Genomic DNA, 18,675 nt, shown 5'->3' with positions numbered 1-18,675 from the left:
TGATCAGCGCAGAGCGCCCTTCGCTTCGTCGGCGCTCCCCTGCCGTGTGCGACGGGCCTGAAACCGTCGCCAGAGCGGTGTCAGCAGGCTGACAAGGCTGAGGACGAGGAACAGCAGGCTGACCGGATCGGTGATGAAAATCATGTAGTCGCCCTGCGAGGAAACCAGCGCGGTGCGATAATTGGATTCCACCAGATAACCGAGCACCATCGCCAGAATGACCGGTGCAACCGGGAACCGCAGCTTCTTCATGAGATAACCGACGACGCCGAAACCGAGCATCAGGTAGACGTCGAACATCAGGTTGCGGATGGCAAAGGCGCCGAGCACGGCGAAGGCCATGATGCCGACCGCGATCACCGCATCCGGCAGGCGCATGACCCGGGCCATCAGCGGCAGGAACAGCGAGCCGGCGGCATATTGCACAAGTGACGCAATGATCGTGCCGAAGAGGATCGCATAGACGAGAGAGGGCGCCTCGGTGAAGAGTTGCGGACCCGGATGCAGGCCATGCATGATCAGCGCGCCAACCATGATGGCGGTCGTCGGCGAGCCCGGTACGCCGAGCGCCAGCAGGGGAACGAGAGCGCCGCCGACCGTTGCGTTGTTCGAGGCCTCCGGCGCCGCAATGCCATTGGCGGAACCAAGGCCGTATTCTTCCGGATGCGGATCGCGCGCCCGGGCATAATCCCGAGCCACCCAGCAGGCAATGTTGCCGCCGACGCCGGGCAAGATGCCGAGCAGCGTGCCGATGACCGAACCTGATAGCATGGACCGCCAGGTTTCCTTCCACAGCGCACGCGACATGAACACGTGGCCGACCTTGTCCTTGACGATGGGTGTCGCCATCGCCCGGTTTTCGATCATCGCCAGCGCTTCCGAGACGGCGAAGAGACCAATGAGGGCGGCAAGGAACGGCACGCCTTCATAAAGTTCGAAAAGGCCGAAGGTGAAGCGCGGCGTACCGGCAATCGGGTCGATGCCGACCGTTGCGAGTGCAAGGCCGAAGGCAGCACAGACGAGACCCTTGAGCAGCGAGCCACCGGAGAGCGCCGCAACCGATGTCAGCCCGAAGACGCCCACGGCAAAATAACCCGCCGGACCAAATTTGAGCGCGAGCGAGGCCAGTGGCATCGCCAGCAGCAGCAGTGCCAGACCACCGAACACGCCGCCCACCGTGGATGCGGTCAGTGAAATCGAGATTGCCTCGTTGGCCTTGCCCTTGCGTGCCATGGCGTAACCGTCGATGGCGGTGGCGGCCGCTGCTGCCGTGCCGGGCGTTGAAAGCAGGATCGCGCTGATCGAACCGCCATATTCGGCCGAGGTATAAAGCGAGATCATCATTAGCATGCTCAGCTCGGGGCCGAGGTTATAGGTGAAGGGGATGAGCAGGCTTAGCCCGATCGATGGGCCAAGACCCGGCAGGGCGCCGATGATGATGCCGAGCAAGGCTCCGAGGATAAGAACCACAAGGCCCGAGAAAGAAAAAATGACGCCGAGCGACTGAAGGATGCCATCCATGTCAAAGGTCCTCTGCTAGGCGACGTGCCAGGACGGGCACGAAACCACGGTATCCGTCGCTAACAGACAGGCCCTGGTTTTTCAGTGCGGCATGGGCTTTTGCGATCGTCGCGCAGGCAGCCCGGGACATCGGAGCTTTCAGCCCTAGAGATTCAATGGTCTCGGCCGCTTCGGTCATCTCTGTTACGCGGCGCGCACCGTGTTCGAACGTACGCGACAGGTAATAGTCGGCGATCTGGCGCCAATCGAGCCCCGGGAAGGTTTCGCCGACGGAATCGAGGATACGTTCGGTAACGCCGGCCCGCTCCGCCGATGACAGCGCCTCGATGAGAAGTGCTTCGACGCCCTTGATCATTACCGAACGGATCATTTTCACGGACGAGGCCTGGCCCGGTGTGTCACCGACGGCCTCAAGGTTCATTCCGAGTGCATTCAGCCGCTCGGCAGCCTCCAAAGCGCGTGGACCGGCAACAAGGATCGGCACCTTCTGTGCGTAAGGTGGCACGCGCGCCATGACGGCTCCTTCAACGAAGCTGCCCTTGCCCGCCGCGATCTCGGCTGCAGCGAGAGCCTTGCTGTCCGGGCCGACGGAGTTGAGATCGATGAAGATGGCATGCTGCGAAAGATGCGGGGCGACTGACGCTGCAACGGCTCTGGTCGCTGCCCCCACGACGAGCGACAGAACGATATCCGCCGACGCGATGTCGGCAATCGTGTCGAGCGGCTGCACGCCGCGTTCTGCCGCAGTAGCGCGCAGGCCCGCAGAGGCTGCCGGATCCTGAAACCGCAGGTCAAATGCGGCAAGCCGCACGGCGTTTTGGCCATCAAGGCCGCCGGCGATGGATTGCGCCGCCTCACCGAAACCGATGAAAGCAATCGTGGTCATATGTCCTCCCGTGCGGAAAAGGTTCCTCTCCCTTTCCCGGCTTCTGATCAATCGATGTAGGTCAGTCCTTTGGCGGCAAGCGTCTCGCGCATCCCGTAGATGTCGAGGCCCAGTTCCCCCGCCATCAGTCGCGCGCGGGTCTGGCGTTCCTTCTCCAGCCGCGCCCGGGATGCCTGCAGCGCGGTTTCGGCCCTGGCTTTCGGCACGACCATCACGCCATCGTCATCGGCAACGATGATGTCGCCGGGCGAGATACTGGCGCCGGCACAGACAATGGGGACGTTGACGGAACCGAGCGTCGCCTTGACGGTGCCTTGTGCGGACACGAAGCGGGACCAGACGGGAAAGCCCATTTCCTCCAGTTCGGCGATGTCGCGAACACCGGCCTCGATCACCAGCCCGCGCACGCCACGCACCTTGAGGGATGTGGCAAGCAGTTCGCCGAAATAGCCTGCATCGCAAAGCGAGGTCGGGGCAACGACCAGGATGTCGCCCTCCTGGCATTGCTCCACGGCCACATGCAGCATCCAGTTGTCTGCCGGCGGAATGGACACCGTCACCGCAGTGCCGGCCACCCGCGCGCCTTTAAAGATCGGCCGCATGTAGGATTGCAGCAGGCCGATGCGGCCCATGGCTTCATGGACAGTCGCTGTGCCGCATTCAGCCAGCGCATCGACGATGGCGAGCAGCGGCCGCTCAATGGTGCGGTGTACGACACTCATGCCAGGGCTCCATGACCGAGCGTGCCGGTGACATGCGGAAAGACCGCCTCATAGGCCTCGCCATAGGCGATCTTGTAGTCGGAATTGCGCGACGCCTGGACACCACGCTGAAGCGCGACCCGGGTATAATATTCCCAGAGATGCTCCTGGCCTTCCATGCATTTGATGGCTGCCAGCTTCTTCTCCCAGACCTCGGTGATATCGAGAAGGAAATTGGGCTTCCAGTTGCACTGCTCCGGCTGGTGCGGCTCGAACAGGTACACCGGGGGAGCGCCGAGGATAGGCACGTCCGGCCGGTGCCCGTGTGCCTGCGCGATGACGCGCGCATGCTGCGCAAACTCCGTGGCCATCGGGTGGTCGAAGTTGTAGGGGTCCTGGCGGGAATGGGTCAGCATGAATTCCGGGCGGATCTCGCGGTAGAGATCGACCAGCCGATCGAACGCCGCCGGCGTGATCTGCAGGGGATAATCGCCCAGGTCATAGAACTGGATATCGTGAACGCCAAGCGCTTTGGCGGCATTCTCTGCCTCGCGCCTGCGGTCGGTCTTCACGGCGTCGAGTGTCATGCCGGCTTTGCGCCAGAGCTTGGCGGACTCGCCGCGTTCGCCGAATGACAGGCACACGACGGTGACAGCATAACCCTGCTTTGTATGAGCCGCGATGGCGCCGCCGGCCCTCCAGACGAAATCTGCGGAATGGGCACTGACAACGAGCCCGGTCTTCTGATGCATGTTGATGCTCCTCCATGTTTGAGGCGAACATTCGCACCAAAGGTAAGGGCGGGGCTAATACGAAAGCAGTGCCGGGTTATAGCTTTTTGCGAATCCGTGTATGGTTCTCCCATGATCGCAACCGACCTCAATCTTCGTCATCTGCGTGCCTTCATGCGCGTCTGCGAGACGGGCAGCCTCAATCGCGCGGCAGCCGACCTCAATGTCTCGCAGCCCTCGGTCTCCGTGGCTCTCGCCGGCATCGAGGCCCGCTTCGGTGCGCAGCTGCTTACCCGTTACGCCGCCGGCAGCCAGCCGACGAATGCCGGAGAGGTGCTTCTGGCGCGGTTGTACCGGATGGAAAACCAGCTCATCGCGGCGCTCGGAGAAACGCTCGGCGCCAGCTCGAAACGCGACCCCATCCTGGTGTCCAAGGCCCTTGCCCATATCAGCTTTCGCCAGATCGAGGCGCTGATCGCGCTTGCCGGCAGCGGCTCGATCACCGAAGCGGCGCGCTCCGGCGCGCGCTCCGCAGCAGCCCTCCACCGGACACTGCACGAGTTGCAGGCCAATCTCGGCAAGGCCATCTTCGTGCGCAGCCCAAGCGGCCTAGCGCCGAATACGGTCGGGCGGCGCCTCGCCATGCGCTGGCAGGTGGCGCTCATCGAACTGGAACAGGCCGCCGACGAACTCAAGGAACTCGAAGGCCGCCTGGAAGGAAAGATCAAGATCGCGTGCCTGCCGCTTGCCCGCACCCTGCTTCTGTCCCGCGCGCTCAATCCGCTGCTCGCCGCTCATCCCAATGCAAGGGTCGAGGTGATGGACGGTTCCTACGAACTCCTGTCACAGCAGCTGCGCGCAGGGGCGAGCGACATCCTGATCGGGGCCCTGCGCTCGGGAAGCGATCTGGCCGGCCTGAAAACCGAAGCGTTGTTCGACGACCCCTATGCGATCGTCGGTCGGGCGAACCATCCGCTGGCAGCATGTTCCAAAGGTGCATCGCTCGATGACCTGGCGCAACAGGAATGGGTGGCGCAACGGTCGGGCACGCCCATTCGCGCTGCCTTCGATGCGCTTTTCGAGACATGCCCGATATCGCCGCGCGCCAGCATAGAGACAAGCTCCCTCGTTTTGACCCGCGCCATCATTCTGGAAAGCGACCGCCTGTCGATGCTCTCAAGCCGACAGATCGCTGTCGAGGAACGCGAAGGACTGCTGTCGTGCATTCCTGTCACCGGCCATGTGCGCGAGCGGCTCGGCACGCGCACAATCGGCATCACCATGCGCGAGACCTGGCTGCCGAGCAGGCTGCAATCGATCTTTCTCGATCACATCCGCACGGCAACCTCGTCCTGAAAGACTGGCGGATTTCACCAGTTGGTGACGGATCCGTCCCGGCGCTTGAGGTGCGGTGCCTCCCAGAATTCGAATTCCTGCCGGGAAAGCAGGTCCTCGTTCACTTCGATGCCGAGCCCGGGTGCATCGGAGACGGGGTAGAAGGCGCCTTCAAGCCGGGGCTGAGTTGGGAAAAAGTCGGAGTTGTCGAATCCCAGATGTGTTTCCGCCGGGCTGCTGCGGGTTTCGAGCCAGGAGAAATTCGGCACGGCCGCGCAAAAATGCACGGTTGCTGCCGTACACACCGGCCCGAGCGGATTGTGCGGCATCATGTCGACATAATGCGTCTCGCTCCAGGCGGCGACCTTCATGCTCTCCGTCAACCCGCCGACATTGCACACGTCAAGCCGGTTGAACTGGTGGATGTCGCGCTCGATATACGGCTGGAACTGCCATTTCGAGGCAAACTCCTCGCCGATGGCAAAGGGGATATCCGTCATCCGCCGGAGTGCTTCATAGGCGCCGGGAGATTCGTCGCGGATCGGTTCTTCAAGGAAATCGAGTGTTCCCGAGGGCATCTTCTGGCAGAAGCTGGCAGCTTCCGCCACGCTGAGGCGATGGTGATAGTCGATGCCGAGCACGATGTCGTCGCCGAGCGCCTCGCGTGCCTTCACCAGCCACTTGGCCGTTGTTGCGATATGCTCGCGCGGTTCGTAGATTTCCTTTTCCTCGTGACCGGCCGGCGACAGGCGCATCGCCGTCCAGCCATGCTCGACCAGCATTTTTGCCTGCTCGATCATTTCCGGTCCGGGCGCTGCAAAGGTCGTGGCGAAGGTCGGAATGCGGTCGCGCTGCTTGCCGCCGAGGAGGTCGTAGACGGGAACGCCCAGCGCCTTGCCCTTGATGTCGTAGAGCGCGATGTCGATGGCTGAAATCGCCGCCTGCAACACGCGGCCACCCTCGAAATACTGGCTGCGGTACAATTCCTGCCAGAGCGCGCCGATCCTGAACGGGTCGCGGCCTTTGAGAAATTCCGCATAGTGTTCGAGCGCGCCGGCAACAGCCTTTTCACGACCAGAAAGGCCGCTTTCGCCCCATCCGAAAATGCCGTCATCGGTTTCCACCTTGACGAGGAGCTGGTTGCGGATGCCGACCTTGACGGCATAGGTCTTGATCGCAGTGATCTTCATGGTTGTGCCTCCCTTTGCTGTTCGCCTACCAGTGCCACAGGGTGCCGTCTTCCAGACGGTTCACCGGCAGATAGGCGCGCTGATAGGGATACTTGGCCGCCAGTTCCTCATTGATATCAACACCGTGGCCGATGGCATCGCCCGGATGCAGATAGCCGTCGTTCAGGCTCCAGGCGCCGGGGAAGACGTCGAGGATTTCCGGCAGGTAGCCGGAATATTCCTGAATACCGAAGTTTGGCACCCAGAGATCAAGGTGAAGGTTGGCGCCCAGGCAGATCGGTGACATGTCCATGGCGCCGTGGCAGGCGGTGCGCACATTATAGACCGATGCGAAGTCCATGATCCGGCGCAGTGCGGTCACGCCGCCGGCATGCACGCAGGTGGTGCGGATATAGTCGATCAGCTGCTCTTCCATCAGAAGGCGCGCGTCCCAGAGAGTGTTGAACACTTCGCCAACGGCAAGCGGCGTGGTCGTGTGCTTGCGGATCAGGCGAAAGCCTTCCTGGTGTTCGGCCGCAACCGTATCTTCCAGCCAGAACAGTCGGGCAAATTCGAGATCCTTGCCGACGCGCGCCGCCTCGATCGGCGTCAGCCGGTGGTGCGCGTCATGCAGAAGTTCAACGTCCCATCCGTGTGCCTCGCGCACCGCCTCGAACAGTTTTGGGATGTGGCGCATGTATTTCGACGTTGACCACACTTCCTCGTGCGGCACGGCATCATCTTGCGCATTGTTGGTAATCGCCTTGGCGCCTGTGCCATAAACGTCCGGTAGGCCCGGAATGCCGACCTGTACGCGCACGGCCTTGTAGCCTTGCTCGATGCGCCGGCCTACGGCATCGACCGCTTCTGCAATGTTGGTTCCTTGCGCATGCGTGTAGCACAGCACCTTTTCGCGGCTCGCACCGCCGAGCAGCTGGTAGAGCGGCATGTTGGCGGCCTTGGCCTTGATGTCCCAGAGTGCCGTGTCGATGCCGGCAATCGCTGCCATCGTCACCGGACCCCGGCGCCAGTAGGCCCCCTTGTAGAAATACTGCCAGATGTCTTCGATGCGGCTTGGATCACGGCCGATCAGAAGCGGCGCGATATGTTCTTCCAGATAGGCGACCACCGCCAATTCTCGCCCGTTCAGCGTCGCATCGCCAACGCCCGTCAGCCCTTCGTCGGTGAAAATCTTGACCGTGACGAAATTTCGGCCGGGAGAGCAGACAATGATTTTGACATCGGTGATTTTCATCGACTTATCCGTTTGCTGGAACAGTGGGCGCGACATAGCGGAAACGGTTCTGTATCCGTCGGTCGCGGGGATCTGGATGGGGAATGGCCGAGAGCAGCGCCCTCGTGTAGTCATGGGTCGGACGATTGACGACCTGGTCGGTGTCGCCGGCTTCCACGATGCGACCGCGATACATGACCGCCACGCGGTCGCACATGTAGCGGATCACCGACATGTCGTGGGAAATGAACACGTAGGAGAGCCCCAGCTCATCCTGCAGTTTCATCATCAGGTCGAGCACCTGCGAGCGCAAGGATACGTCGAGCGCCGAGGTCGCTTCGTCGGCAACGATCAGTCGGGGCTTGACGGAGATGGCGCGGGCAATGCCGATACGCTGGCGCTGGCCACCGGAAAACGCGTGCGGATACCGTTCGCGCCAGCTGGGTTCAAGCCCCACCTGCTGCATCAGTTCCGCCACCCGATCTTCCAGTTCCGCACCGCGCATGCCGGCCAGTTTCAGCGGTTCGGCAATGATCTGGCCAACGGTCTTGCGCGGGCTGAGCGATCCGACTGGATCCTGAAAGATCATCCGTACCTCGCGGCGCAGTTCCTTCAGTTGCGGCTTGTCGGCAAGCCGCAGGTCGATGCTGCTGCCATCGGCGCGGCGGTAGTTGATCTCGCCCGCTTGTGGATCGTAGATGCGCAGTAGGCAGCGCCCCATCGTCGTCTTGCCGGAGCCACTTTCTCCGACAATGCCGAGCGTCTCGCCCGGCCGGACGGTCAACGACACGTCGTCAACCGCCTTCAGGCCGGATGGAAACGTCAGCGACATGTTGCGTACGTCGAGCAGCAGCGGGGCGTCGGCTGCGATTTCGGCCCGCTTCAGCCGGATCTCGGCCTTGCGCTCCAGCCGCACCACGGAGCCGATCAGCTGCTTGGTGTAGTTGTCCTTTGGCGCATGAAAGACCTCATCGACGCTGCCATGCTCCATCACCCGGCCGCGATACATCACCAGCACCTCGTCGGCGATTTCGGCGACCACGCCCATGTCGTGGGTAATGAAAAGCACGGCCATGCCATGGTTTTGCTGCAGCCGCTTGATCAGGTCGAGGATTTCCGCCTGCGTCGTCACGTCGAGCGCCGTCGTCGGCTCATCGGCGATCAGCACTTTCGGATTGCAGGCAAGCGCCATGGCGATCATCACCCGCTGGCGCATGCCGCCGGAAAACTCGAACGTATAGCGGTCGATAGCCGTTTCGGGTCGGGGAATTTCCACCTGTCGCAGCAGGTCCAGCACCCGTTCGCGGCGCTCGGCCTTCGGCGTGCCGAAATGGATACGCAGCGCCTCGCCGATCTGCTCGCCGATGCGGTGGACCGGAGACAGCGAACTCATCGGCTCCTGGAAGATCATGGCAATGTCACGGCCGCGCACCCGGCGGATCTCTTCGCCGCGCGGATCGAGCTTTGCCAGATCGACCGTCGAGCCGTCCTCCCGGGTGAGCCAGATCGAGCCACCCTCGATCCTGCCGGGCCTGTCGACGATCTGCAGGATGGAGCGGGCCGTGACCGACTTGCCGGACCCGCTTTCGCCGACGACGCAGAGCGTCTTGCCGCGCTGCAATTGAAAGGACACGCCATCGACCGCCTTGAATACCCCGGTGCGGGTCTTGAAGTAGGTGCGCAGGTCTTCGACCTTCAGAATGGTATCGTGGGTCATGCTCATCAGACGGACTCGTACGGGTCGGCGGCGTCGCGCAGTCCGTCGCCAAGGAAATTGAGGGAAAGCACGGCAATCACGATGGCGGCCGCCGGCGTAAACAGCAGCCAGGGCGCCTGCGCTACCGCGCGGATGTTCTGCGCCTCCTGCAACAGCACGCCCCAGGAGATGATCGGCGGCTGCAGGCCGATGCCGAGGAAGGACAGCGCGGTTTCCGCCAGAATCATCGTCGGGATGGCCAGCGTCACGGTCGCGATGATGTGGCTCATGAAGGATGGCACCAGATGGTGGAAGATGATGCCGATCTCGCTCATGCCATCGACGCGTGCGGCGGTGACGAAATCCTCGTCGCGCAGCGACAGGAACTTTCCGCGCACCTCGCGGGCAAGGCTGGTCCACCCAAGCAGGGAGACGATCAGCGTAATGACGAAATAGGTGCGCAACGGTGGCCAGCTGACCGGAATGGCGGCAGCCAGCCCCATCCACAACGGGATCGTCGGGATCGACCGCAGCATTTCGATGATGCGCTGGATCACCATGTCCACCCAGCCGCCGAAGAAGCCGGACACGCCGCCAATCGCAACGCCGAGCACGAGGCTCATCAGCACGCCGACGAGGCCGATGGAAAGCGAGATGCGGGCGCCGTAGACGACGCGCGAGAAGATGTCGCGCCCGAGCCGGTCGGCCCCCATGATGTAAAGGCTGTCGCCCGGCTTTGCGTTGACGAGCCCGAACAGCTTTGTCTGCATGGGGATGAACCCGAGCATGCTGTAGGGCGCGGACGGCACGAGAAATCCAACAGCCACTGGTTTTTGCGGGTCGGGCTCGAATTCGCGCCGCATGCTCTCCTTGTTGAGCGTCATCTTCAACTGGTCGACATGGGGCATGAAGGCGCCGTCATGCATCAGTGAAAGGCTTTGCGGCGGCGCGTAGGTGAAGCGGGCATTGGTGGCATTGGGATCAAGCGGCGCGATGAAATCGGCAAAGGCGGCAATGAGATACATCAGGCAGATGATGACGAGGCTTGCCAGCGCGATCTTGTGCTTCTTGAACTTCAGCCAGAACAGGCGCCACTGGCCGGCGACCGCGATCGTCTTGTCGGCAAGATCGATCCCGGTTTCTGTCTCGGGGGGGAGGTGGGTCATGTCGGTCATGTCAGTCTAATCCGCGGATCGGTCATGGCCAGCAGGATGTCGGAGATCAGCGTGCCGATGATGGTGAGGACGGAAATGAGGAGGATCAGCGAGCCGGCGAGATACATGTCCTGCGCCAGCAGCGCGCGCAGCAGCAACGGACCCGTGGTCGGCAGGCTCATCACGACAGAAACGATGATTTCGCCGGAAATGACGGCCGGCAGGATCCAGCCAAGTGTCGACATCAGCGGGTTGAGCGCCAATCGCACCGGATAGCGAATCAAAAGCTCGAACTCGGACATGCCCTTGGCGCGGGCGGTGGTGACGTAGGGCTTGGACAGTTCGTCCAGCAGGTTGGCCCGCATGATGCGCACAAGCGCTGCAAGCGAGCCAAGGCCGATGACGATCACCGGCAGCCAGACATGATTTGCCAGATCAAGCAGTTTGCCGAGGCTCCAGCCGGCATCGACATAGGCAGGCGAGAACAGGCCGCCGACGCTTTGGCCGAACCAGACCGACATTACATACATGGCGCCGAGCGCCATCAGGAAGTCGGGCACGGCAAGGAAGAAGAAGGCAAGGAAGGTCACGACATAATCGGAGATCGAATACTGGCGAACCGCCGACAGAATGCCGATCGGAATGGCGACCGCCCAGACAAAGCAGAGCGTCAGCAGCGACAGCATCAGCGAAAAGCCCAGCCGGCTCCAGATCAGCTCCGTCACCGGCTTGCCAAGTTCGAACGAGATGCCGAAATCGCCGTGCAGGAGAATGCCCGCCATCCACTTGTAATATTGGAAATACATCGGCTGATCGAGGCCGTAGCGCTCGCGCATGGCGGCAACGGTCCCGGCTTCCACGGCGCCGCCCTGGCTTGCCCAATCGGCCATCAGCGTCGTCAGATAATCGCCCGGCGGCAGCTGGATGATGATGAAGGCAATGATCGAGACGGCAAACAGTGTCGGAATGGCAAACACCAGCCGCTTGGCGATATAGCGAAGCATGTCAATGACCGTTGATTTTCACGGGAGAGAGCTTGGCCGAAAGCGCTGACGCTTCCGGCCTTTGTGTGCGGCCTAGCGGGCCTTGTCGAAATACCACTGCGACAGGGTCGGCGCCGGGTGCCACAGGTTGCCGGTGATCGGAATGCCGTCGACGACGTTTTTCAGATCCTTCGACACCATCATGTATTTCGGCATGGGCCGGGAAATGCCGATGTTGAGGAAGTTCTCCGCCGAAAGGTTGAGGAATTCCTTCATCCGTGCCTTGCGGTCGTCATCATTGACGGACGCATTGACCTTGTCATAGGCCGCCATCAGCGCCTTGATGTTTGCGGGCGGCTCCTCGCCGGTGGCGGGATTGGCGTACCATTCGGCCCAGCGCACGGCAAAGAAGATGTCCGCCTTCTGGAACGGCATGTAGCAGCGCGGATCGGTATAGACTTCAGACAGGCCGCCGACGCAGTTCCAGATATAGGCGTCCTGCTCGTTGGCGCTCCACATGGTGTTCAGCCGCGCGCGATCGGTGGTGCGGATCTGGATATCGATGCCGACGTCTTTCGCATATTGCTGCACCATCTGCATGACATCCGGATAGGACAGGCCGAACACATCGGCGACCATGAAGTTGATGGTGAAGCGCTTGCCGGTCTCGTCGAGGCGAAAACCTTCGCCGTCCTTGTTCGGCATCAGCTTGTCGAGTTCGGCATTGGCCGCTGCCGGATCATACTCGGTATATTGCGTTGCCTCCTTCTCGTTGAACAGCTCATGTTCCGGCTGCACGGCAACCTGCGCCGGGGCGCCCTGGCCGACATAGACGAGATCAATGATCTCCTGCCGGTTGATCGCCTTGCTGAGCCCGATGCGGAAATCCTTGTTCTGGAAGATTTTCCGCTTCACTGGATCGTTCGAGTTGAGGTTGAGCAGGATGACGGCGTCATTGGCCGGCAGGTCCTTCACGTCGACAAAACGGTATTTGCCGGTTTCCTGGCCGTCGAACAGAACCGACTTGAAGGTGGAATTGTTGATATGGCGGAACGCGAAGTCAAATTCGCCCGACGTCATCTTCAGCGCCATCAACTGCGGATCATCAAGCTTTGCCCAGGTGACGTTGTCGATATAGGGCAGCTGGTTACCGGCCGTATCGACCTTCCAGTAGAAGGGATTGCGCTTGGCTGCCACCCGCTCGCCATCGGCATAGGGCACCGTCAGGATCCATGGGTTCATGGTCGGAAGTTGCAGATTCTGCCAGTAGGCGGGCTGGAAGGTCAGCGAGATCTTCGAGTTGAACAGCGACACCCAGTCGCTCACCGCCGGGTTTGCCTTGAGCAGTGCCGGAATACCGTCCTTGTTGTACTTCTCGTGGAACTGGCTGAGGTAATGTTTCGGGTAGATCACCGGCAGGTGGCCCTGGCCATAGGCGAGCTGCTGCAGGAACAGGCCATAGGGCGCGTCGAACTTGAACTCTACCGTCTGTTCGTCGATCTTGCGAACCTTGACCGGCTTGCCGGCCACGGTAAAGGTCGGGTTCTTGGCCGGCGACAGCGCCGGGTTCATGAACACGTCCTCGTACCAGAACATGATGTCGTCGACGGTAAAAGGCTGGCCGTCGCTCCACTTCAGCCCCTTGCGCAGGGTAAAGGTGTAGGTGGTGGCATCATCGGACGCGGTGAATTTCTCCGCCAGTGACGGCTCGATCTTGCTCCACTTCGGATCCCAGCGCACCAGCAGTTCGTTGGCAATGGTGCGGGTCAGATTATACTGGTCGCCATTGGCAAGGATCGTCGTGCGCAGCGTTCCGCCATATTTGCCGACGCCGTCGATCATGGTTTCGACGAACGGATGTTCTGGAAGACGTTCGGTCACCGCCGGCAGCTTGCCCGCCTTCACCTGTTCATCGAGGACAGGCGCCTGGTGATACTCTTGCGCGAAAGGCGCGCCGGCCAATCCGCAGACAACAACTCCCATCAGCCCCGTCGACACGATGAGGCTGCGCAGCTTGTGCTGATAGCACATGGTATTCCTCCACTTGGTAAGTGCCCGCTCCTCAGGCACGCCCGATCGTCCCAGCCAACCGGATGCACGGAAACTCTCAGATTGTACATTATTTGTCAACGAGCGTGTGCTAAATGGAATAATTCGCACTTGGCAGCATGCCCAGGTTTCGGCTAAAACGAGGTCATGAGCACGATCATCCCTTTGCTGCAGGCCGACGACACGGAACAGGTTGAAGCCTCGATCTACGAGCGCATCCGCGACGACATCATCCAGGGGCGCCTAGCCGCCAACGCGCGGCTCAAGGTGGCCGAGCTTGCCGAGCGCATGGGAACGTCCACGAACCCGGTGCGCGAAGCGCTGCAGCAACTGCGCGGCGAAGGTTTCGTGGTGATGATGCCCAATCGCGGCGCGCGCGTCCGGCCTATCGACGAAACCTTCGTGCGCGACATTTTCGAGATCGAGGTGCTGATCGAGCCGGCGCTGACGCGCTGGTTCGTCGGCCTTGCGACACAGGCGGATCTCGAACGGCTGGAGGCGTTGCAGGCGCAGATGGAGGCGCTGAACTTTGCCGACCCGCATGCCCATTCAAAGCTCGACATGACCTTTCACCAGGTCATGTACGACCGGCATTATAATCGCCATGCCGTCGATCTGTGGTGGCGCCACCGCGAGATCCTGTCGGCGATCAGCCGCAACTTCCAGACATCGCTTAGCCGCCAGACCAGCGTGCTCAACGAACATCGCGAGCTGCTGCGCTGCATTGCCGCGCAGGATGCCGACGGTGCCGCCCGGATCATCGCCCAGCATGTCGAGGGTTCCGGGCGCCACATTATCGAACATCTCAGGCTGATCAGGAACGGGCGCGACAGCGGGCGACGGTCCTGAAGACGCGGATTGTCAGCGCCAGCGCCAGTCGCATGCTTTCGGCTTTATCGCCACGCTAGAGGCGCGATGAAAGCGCCTTTTCCATGCGTGCCAGCCCCTCCTCCAGAAGAGGGCGCGGGCAACCGAAGTTGACCCTGAGGAACTGGCTATAGTTCGAGCCGAAATCGGAACCGGCGCTGAAGGCGACCCGGCCCCTGTCGAGAAAGAAGCTCTGCGGCGGTTCGGGCAGCTCAAGCGCCGAACAATCCAGCCAGGCGAGATAGGTGCTTTGTGCGGGTACCATGCGGATGGCGGGAAAGCGCCGTGCGAGTTCGCCCTGCAGGTAATCGCGGTTTGCCTGCAGATAGGCGAGCAGCGCATCGCGCCAGGCACCGGCCGTGGCGTAGGCTGCCCGGCTGGCCTCAAGGCCTAGTACATTGACGCTGTCGACCAGCCCGAGACGGGAAGCGTTGAAGCGCCGGCGGAGATCGGCGTCTGGGACAATGGCAAAAGCGGTCTTCAAACCTGCAATATTATAGGTCTTGCTGGCCGACATCAGCGTGATGGTGCGCTCTGCGATCTCCGGCGAGAGCGAGGCGATCGGGATGTGGCGGTGACCGTCGAGCAGCAATTCGCAGTGGATTTCGTCGGCAATCACCAGAACGTCGTGGCGAATGGCGGACTGGGCGATGGCCGTCAGTTCGCTGTGCGTGAGCACCTTGCCGGTCGGGTTGTGCGGATTGCAGAGCAGGAAGGCCCGGCTTTTCGCCATGGCCGCATCCAGCGCTGTCGTATCCATCTCGTAACCCTTGGCCGTCGTCACCAGCGGCGCATCGATGCTTTCCAGCCCCCAATGACGGTGCGCATTGAGGATGGGACTATAGATCGGCGTCTGGATCAGCAGGCCGTCGCCGGGCTTCGTTTCCGATTTCAGTGCCATGTTGAAGCCGGGCTCGACGCCCGGCAGGAAGACGATATCGTCGGCCGAGATCGCCCAGCCATATTTCGCCTGCATGTCATCGACGATCTGCTGGCGAAATGCATCCTGCGGCAGGCCATAACCGAACACGCCATGCTCGACGCGGGCCTGCAGCGCCTCGATGACCGACGGGGGCGCTGCAAAATCCATGTCTGCCACCCACATGGGCAGGACGTCTGCCGGATAGGCGGCCCATTTCTTTGCGTCGGTTCCGCGGCGCTCGATCAGCGTATCGAAGTCGAAGGACGTCATGAGGTCACCCTGTCCGGCCAATGCCTCAACGGAGGCTCTGCAAAAAATGTCCGGCATCAAGCCAGTCCGGCATCAAGCCAGTTCGGCAAGCCGCCTGTCCAGCCGTGCCATCAGGTTATCCACTTCGGCAACGGCCTTTGCGCCAAGGCTTGCGCCCGGTCGACGCTGCGCCTGGCTGGCGATTGCGCCGCGCTTGGCGAGCACATATTTGCGCACGGCAAGGCCAAGGCCCGGCTGTTGCTCGAAACGGGCGAGCGGCAGATAGGCATCAAAAAGGTCCTGCGCGCGCGCCATATCCCCGGCATTGGTGAGCCGCACGACATCCACCATCATTTCCGGATAGGCAAAACCGGTCATCGCGCCATCGGCACCGCGGCCCATTTCTTCCGGCAGGAACACGCCGCCATTGCCGCAGAGAATGGAAATGCGCCGGCGACCAGTGGCTTCCGCGTTGCGAAGATCGCTGATCTTGTCGAGGCCCGGCCAATCCTCATGCTTCAGCATGACCATGCTCGGCAGCGCCTCGATGATGGCGCCGATGGTGCGGGTGGAAATCTGCACGCCGGTTGCCAGCGGAAAATCCTGCAGCACCAGCGGCACGTCCGGGCCGATCGTTGCCACGACATTGCGGTAATAACCGAGGATCTGGTCGTCGGTGCGAAGGGCGGCGGTCGGCGCCACCATGACGCCGGCAGCGCCGAGATCCATCACCGCCTTGGTCAGTTCGCCGATGGCGGCAAGACCCGGCGCAGAGACGCCGACCACGACCGGCTTGTTCCCTGCGCGTGCAATCACCTGGCGGGTGACCTCGATGGATTCCTGCTGCGTCAGTTTTGGCGCTTCGCCCATCATGCCGAGAATGGTCAGTCCGTCAGCACCCTTGTCCAGGTAGAAATCGACCATGCGGTCGACGCTTGCGGTATCGATGGCGCCATCCTCACGAAACGGCGTGACGGCGATGATGTAGACGCCTTTGCTTTCGGCAGAAATGCGGGTCATGGCTCTCTCTCGACAATCAGATTGTGGGCGGATGTTGCGGCAAAGTTGTTAGGAAAACCAGCGGCTGGCGCCACGGGCGGCATAGGTGCCGTCGCCGGGCTTGTTGACGACGGCGGTTCCATCGAAGGCAAGTTGGCCGGACAGATAGGTGCGGGCCACTTTCACGGTGAAATTGCGCCCGTCGAACGGGCTCCAGTTGAGATCGTCATGCGCCTTGGCGCTGTCCCACGGATAGGTTTCGCGGTTGAGAACGACGATATCCGCATCGGCGCCGACGGCCAAAACGCCCTTTTGCGGATAAAGGCCAAAGAAGCGCGCCGGGCGTTCGCAAAGCTGCGAAACGGTGAGCTGCGGCGCATCAAGAGCGCGGTTTTCCGCACCGGTATAAAAGGCCGGCAGCAGCGTTTCGAGCCCCGGCACGCCGGCGCCGGCCTCGAAGATGGACGGGGTGAACTTGTTGTCGATCGGCCAGCTCGAATGATCCGAGCTGACAAAGGCAACGCGGCCCGATAGCACTTCTTGCCAGAGCGGCTCGATCTCGCCGGGACGGATTGGCGGGTTCACCTTCATGCGCGCGCCGAGCGCACCATCGGTTGCCGGATCGAACCACAGGTAATGCACGCAAAGCTCGCCCGTCGTGCGAAATCCATCGGCGCGGTAATGCTCGACCAGCTGGAAACCGCGCGACGATGTCAGGTGGACGATATGCGCGTGGGCGCCGGCTGCGGCTCCCAGTTCAAGGAAATGGGCGGTGGCGGCAAGTTCTGCGGCAGGCGGCCGGCTTTGCGAATGCGCCTCGATGCCATCGCGGCCAGCCGCTTTCGCCTTGGCAATGCGGGCACGCACAATCTCCTGGTCCTCGTTGTGGACGCCGAGCGGAATATCGGTCTGTGCCAGCGCCTCGAAGAGATCCAGCATCTGGTCGGCGCCGATGCGGGGAAAACGTGTCGGGCTGCTTTCGAAGGTGGAGATCTTGAAGGCGACGACACCGCCCTCGACAAGGCCTGCCACCTCGCCCATGTCCTGCCCCGGCATCACGGTCGCATACAGTGCCACATGGGCGTGGGCATGTTCGTTGATGGCGGCGATCTTGTCGTCCAACCGCTCGCGGGTGTTGAGCGGCGCCGGATTGTCATAGGGCATGTCGACAATGGTGGTAACGCCGCCGGCAATGGCCGAGCGGGTGGTCGAGCCGATGCCCTTCAGGCCGCCAAAACTGCCGGCATGGGTCTGGCCGTCGACGACACCGGGGATGACCAGGTTGTCGGCGGCATCGAACACTTCGTCTGCCGCTGGCGCCTCACCGGTGCCGATGGCCTCGATGCGGCCAGCCCGGACGGCAAGCCAGCCGTTTTCCAGCGGTCCCTCGGGCAGGATAAGCGTGCCGCGGATGAGAAGATCAAAGCTCATGCAAGCGTCCTCGTATAGTTCAAATCAACCGTGGTGCAGGCAAGTGCTGCCCCGGCCTGCACCGGATCGACCACAGGAAGGCCGAGCAGGGCCTCGATCTCGGACCGATAACCGCCAAGGCCGGCGCAGCCGAGAATGATGACATCGGCGCCATCCTCGTCCCGCAATGCCTGTCCGATCCGGGCAACCTGTTCGGCGGCATCCGTTGCCATCAGCTGCACCACCGTCATGTCGATGGAGCGGTCGCCGGCAAGCCGTTGATCGAGGTGGAGATGGCCGAGATAGCGCAGGTGCCGGGCAATCGAGGACGGCCCGAGCGAGACGATGCCGAAACGACGGCCAAGGCCGAGTGCTGCGAGATAAGCGGCTTCCGCAATGCCGATCACTGGCCGCGTCGTTGCCTTGCGCACCGTATCGATGCCCGGATCCGAAAAACAGGCGACGACGAAGGCATCGGCATCCGAACCGCGGATCTTTTCGATGAGATGCGGGATGACTTCCTGCACGTGTGCATCGGTTTCGATGCCCGGCGGCGATTTGGCCAGTTCCGTACACATCACGTCATGGCGGGAGGCGGCGCGCACCGGCGCAAGGCAATCCTCCATCGAACGCGTCACGGAGACGGAACTGTTGGGATTGATGACGAGAATCTGAGACACTGGGGCACCCGGGGCATGACAGGGATTGCGGTCAACACGAACCGCCGTTAATATACTACGTAATATCTCAGGGATTTCGGCCTGTCAAA

At 61.9% G+C, this 18,675-nt stretch carries 16 protein-coding genes; 2 read left to right on the top strand and 14 right to left on the bottom strand.

The annotated features are described in order from the left end of the window. Positions 1-3 precede the first annotated feature (3 nt). Genes AC4CWF_RS23800 through AC4CWF_RS23785 form a run of 4 tightly spaced genes read right to left on the bottom strand, consistent with a single transcriptional unit; the run spans position 4 to position 3,860 of the window. Positions 4-1,521 (bottom strand): tripartite tricarboxylate transporter permease, encoded by a 1,518-nt coding sequence (locus tag AC4CWF_RS23800; protein ID WP_491286085.1) that lies wholly within the window; start codon positions 1,519-1,521, stop codon positions 4-6. A 1-nt stretch (position 1,522) separates the two neighbouring features. After that, entirely contained in the window at positions 1,523-2,407 is an 885-nt protein-coding gene (locus AC4CWF_RS23795) for an NAD(P)-dependent oxidoreductase (protein ID WP_491286083.1), read from the bottom strand. Positions 2,408-2,454: 47 nt separating this feature from the next. Next, positions 2,455-3,129 carry a 4-carboxy-4-hydroxy-2-oxoadipate aldolase/oxaloacetate decarboxylase gene (locus tag AC4CWF_RS23790; protein ID WP_491286081.1) on the bottom strand — a complete coding sequence of 225 codons (675 nt, stop codon included), beginning with the start codon at positions 3,127-3,129 and terminating at the stop codon, positions 2,455-2,457. Next, positions 3,126-3,860, bottom strand: coding sequence for a PIG-L deacetylase family protein (locus AC4CWF_RS23785; protein WP_491286079.1), 735 nt, complete (start codon positions 3,858-3,860; stop codon positions 3,126-3,128). Before AC4CWF_RS23785 ends, AC4CWF_RS23790 begins: the two co-directional genes overlap by 4 nt. Positions 3,861-3,971: 111 nt before the next feature. Between AC4CWF_RS23785 and AC4CWF_RS23780 the strand changes: the two genes are divergently transcribed. After that, the gene (locus tag AC4CWF_RS23780; protein WP_491286077.1) at positions 3,972-5,195 is read left to right on the top strand and encodes a LysR substrate-binding domain-containing protein; all 1,224 of its coding nucleotides are present in this window, start codon (positions 3,972-3,974) and stop codon (positions 5,193-5,195) included. 14 nt (positions 5,196-5,209) lie between these two features. Here AC4CWF_RS23780 and AC4CWF_RS23775 read toward each other — a convergent pair whose 3' ends face one another. The 6 genes from AC4CWF_RS23775 to AC4CWF_RS23750 form a co-directional block, all read right to left on the bottom strand. Then, positions 5,210-6,364 carry a mandelate racemase/muconate lactonizing enzyme family protein gene (locus tag AC4CWF_RS23775; protein ID WP_491286075.1) on the bottom strand — a complete coding sequence of 385 codons (1,155 nt, stop codon included), beginning with the start codon at positions 6,362-6,364 and terminating at the stop codon, positions 5,210-5,212. A 25-nt stretch (positions 6,365-6,389) separates the two neighbouring features. Further along, on the bottom strand, positions 6,390-7,598 hold the full coding sequence (gene manD, locus AC4CWF_RS23770; protein WP_491286073.1) for a D-mannonate dehydratase ManD: 1,209 nt from the start codon (positions 7,596-7,598) through the stop codon (positions 6,390-6,392). Positions 7,599-7,602: 4 nt separating this feature from the next. Next, positions 7,603-9,300, bottom strand: a complete 1,698-nt coding sequence (locus tag AC4CWF_RS23765; protein WP_491286071.1) for an ABC transporter ATP-binding protein — start codon at positions 9,298-9,300, stop codon at positions 7,603-7,605. Continuing rightward, on the bottom strand, positions 9,300-10,448 hold the full coding sequence (locus AC4CWF_RS23760) for an ABC transporter permease (protein ID WP_491286069.1): 1,149 nt from the start codon (positions 10,446-10,448) through the stop codon (positions 9,300-9,302). The genes AC4CWF_RS23765 and AC4CWF_RS23760 overlap by 1 nt, the downstream gene beginning before the upstream one ends. After that, entirely contained in the window at positions 10,445-11,431 is a 987-nt protein-coding gene (locus AC4CWF_RS23755; RefSeq protein WP_491286067.1) for an ABC transporter permease, read from the bottom strand. The genes AC4CWF_RS23760 and AC4CWF_RS23755 overlap by 4 nt, the downstream gene beginning before the upstream one ends. A gap of 72 nt (positions 11,432-11,503) precedes the next feature. Beyond that, positions 11,504-13,441, bottom strand: coding sequence for an ABC transporter substrate-binding protein (locus tag AC4CWF_RS23750; protein WP_491286065.1), 1,938 nt, complete (start codon positions 13,439-13,441; stop codon positions 11,504-11,506). Between the two features lie 165 nt (positions 13,442-13,606). Here AC4CWF_RS23750 and AC4CWF_RS23745 point away from each other — a divergent pair, with 165 nt between their 5' ends. Beyond that, positions 13,607-14,308 (top strand): GntR family transcriptional regulator, encoded by a 702-nt coding sequence (locus AC4CWF_RS23745; protein ID WP_491286063.1) that lies wholly within the window; start codon positions 13,607-13,609, stop codon positions 14,306-14,308. 55 nt (positions 14,309-14,363) lie between these two features. Here AC4CWF_RS23745 and AC4CWF_RS23740 read toward each other — a convergent pair whose 3' ends face one another. From AC4CWF_RS23740 to AC4CWF_RS23725, 4 genes are all read right to left on the bottom strand, one after another. Beyond that, the gene (locus AC4CWF_RS23740; protein WP_491286060.1) at positions 14,364-15,518 is read right to left on the bottom strand and encodes a MalY/PatB family protein; all 1,155 of its coding nucleotides are present in this window, start codon (positions 15,516-15,518) and stop codon (positions 14,364-14,366) included. 72 nt (positions 15,519-15,590) lie between these two features. Then, positions 15,591-16,517: a dihydrodipicolinate synthase family protein gene (locus AC4CWF_RS23735; protein ID WP_491286058.1), complete on the bottom strand. Its 927-nt coding sequence runs from the start codon at positions 16,515-16,517 to the stop codon at positions 15,591-15,593. 48 nt (positions 16,518-16,565) lie between these two features. Next, positions 16,566-17,927, bottom strand: coding sequence for a dihydroorotase (locus AC4CWF_RS23730; RefSeq protein ID WP_491286056.1), 1,362 nt, complete (start codon positions 17,925-17,927; stop codon positions 16,566-16,568). Further along, positions 17,924-18,586, bottom strand: a complete 663-nt coding sequence (locus AC4CWF_RS23725) for an aspartate/glutamate racemase family protein (RefSeq protein ID WP_491286054.1) — start codon at positions 18,584-18,586, stop codon at positions 17,924-17,926. The genes AC4CWF_RS23730 and AC4CWF_RS23725 overlap by 4 nt, the downstream gene beginning before the upstream one ends. Positions 18,587-18,675: the final 89 nt, after the last annotated feature.

The sequence above is a fragment of the Neorhizobium sp. PAMB6630 genome (genome assembly GCF_058242775.1).
The sequence above is the reverse complement of the archived record's forward strand: the minus strand, read 5'-3'. Positions and strand labels throughout refer to the sequence as shown.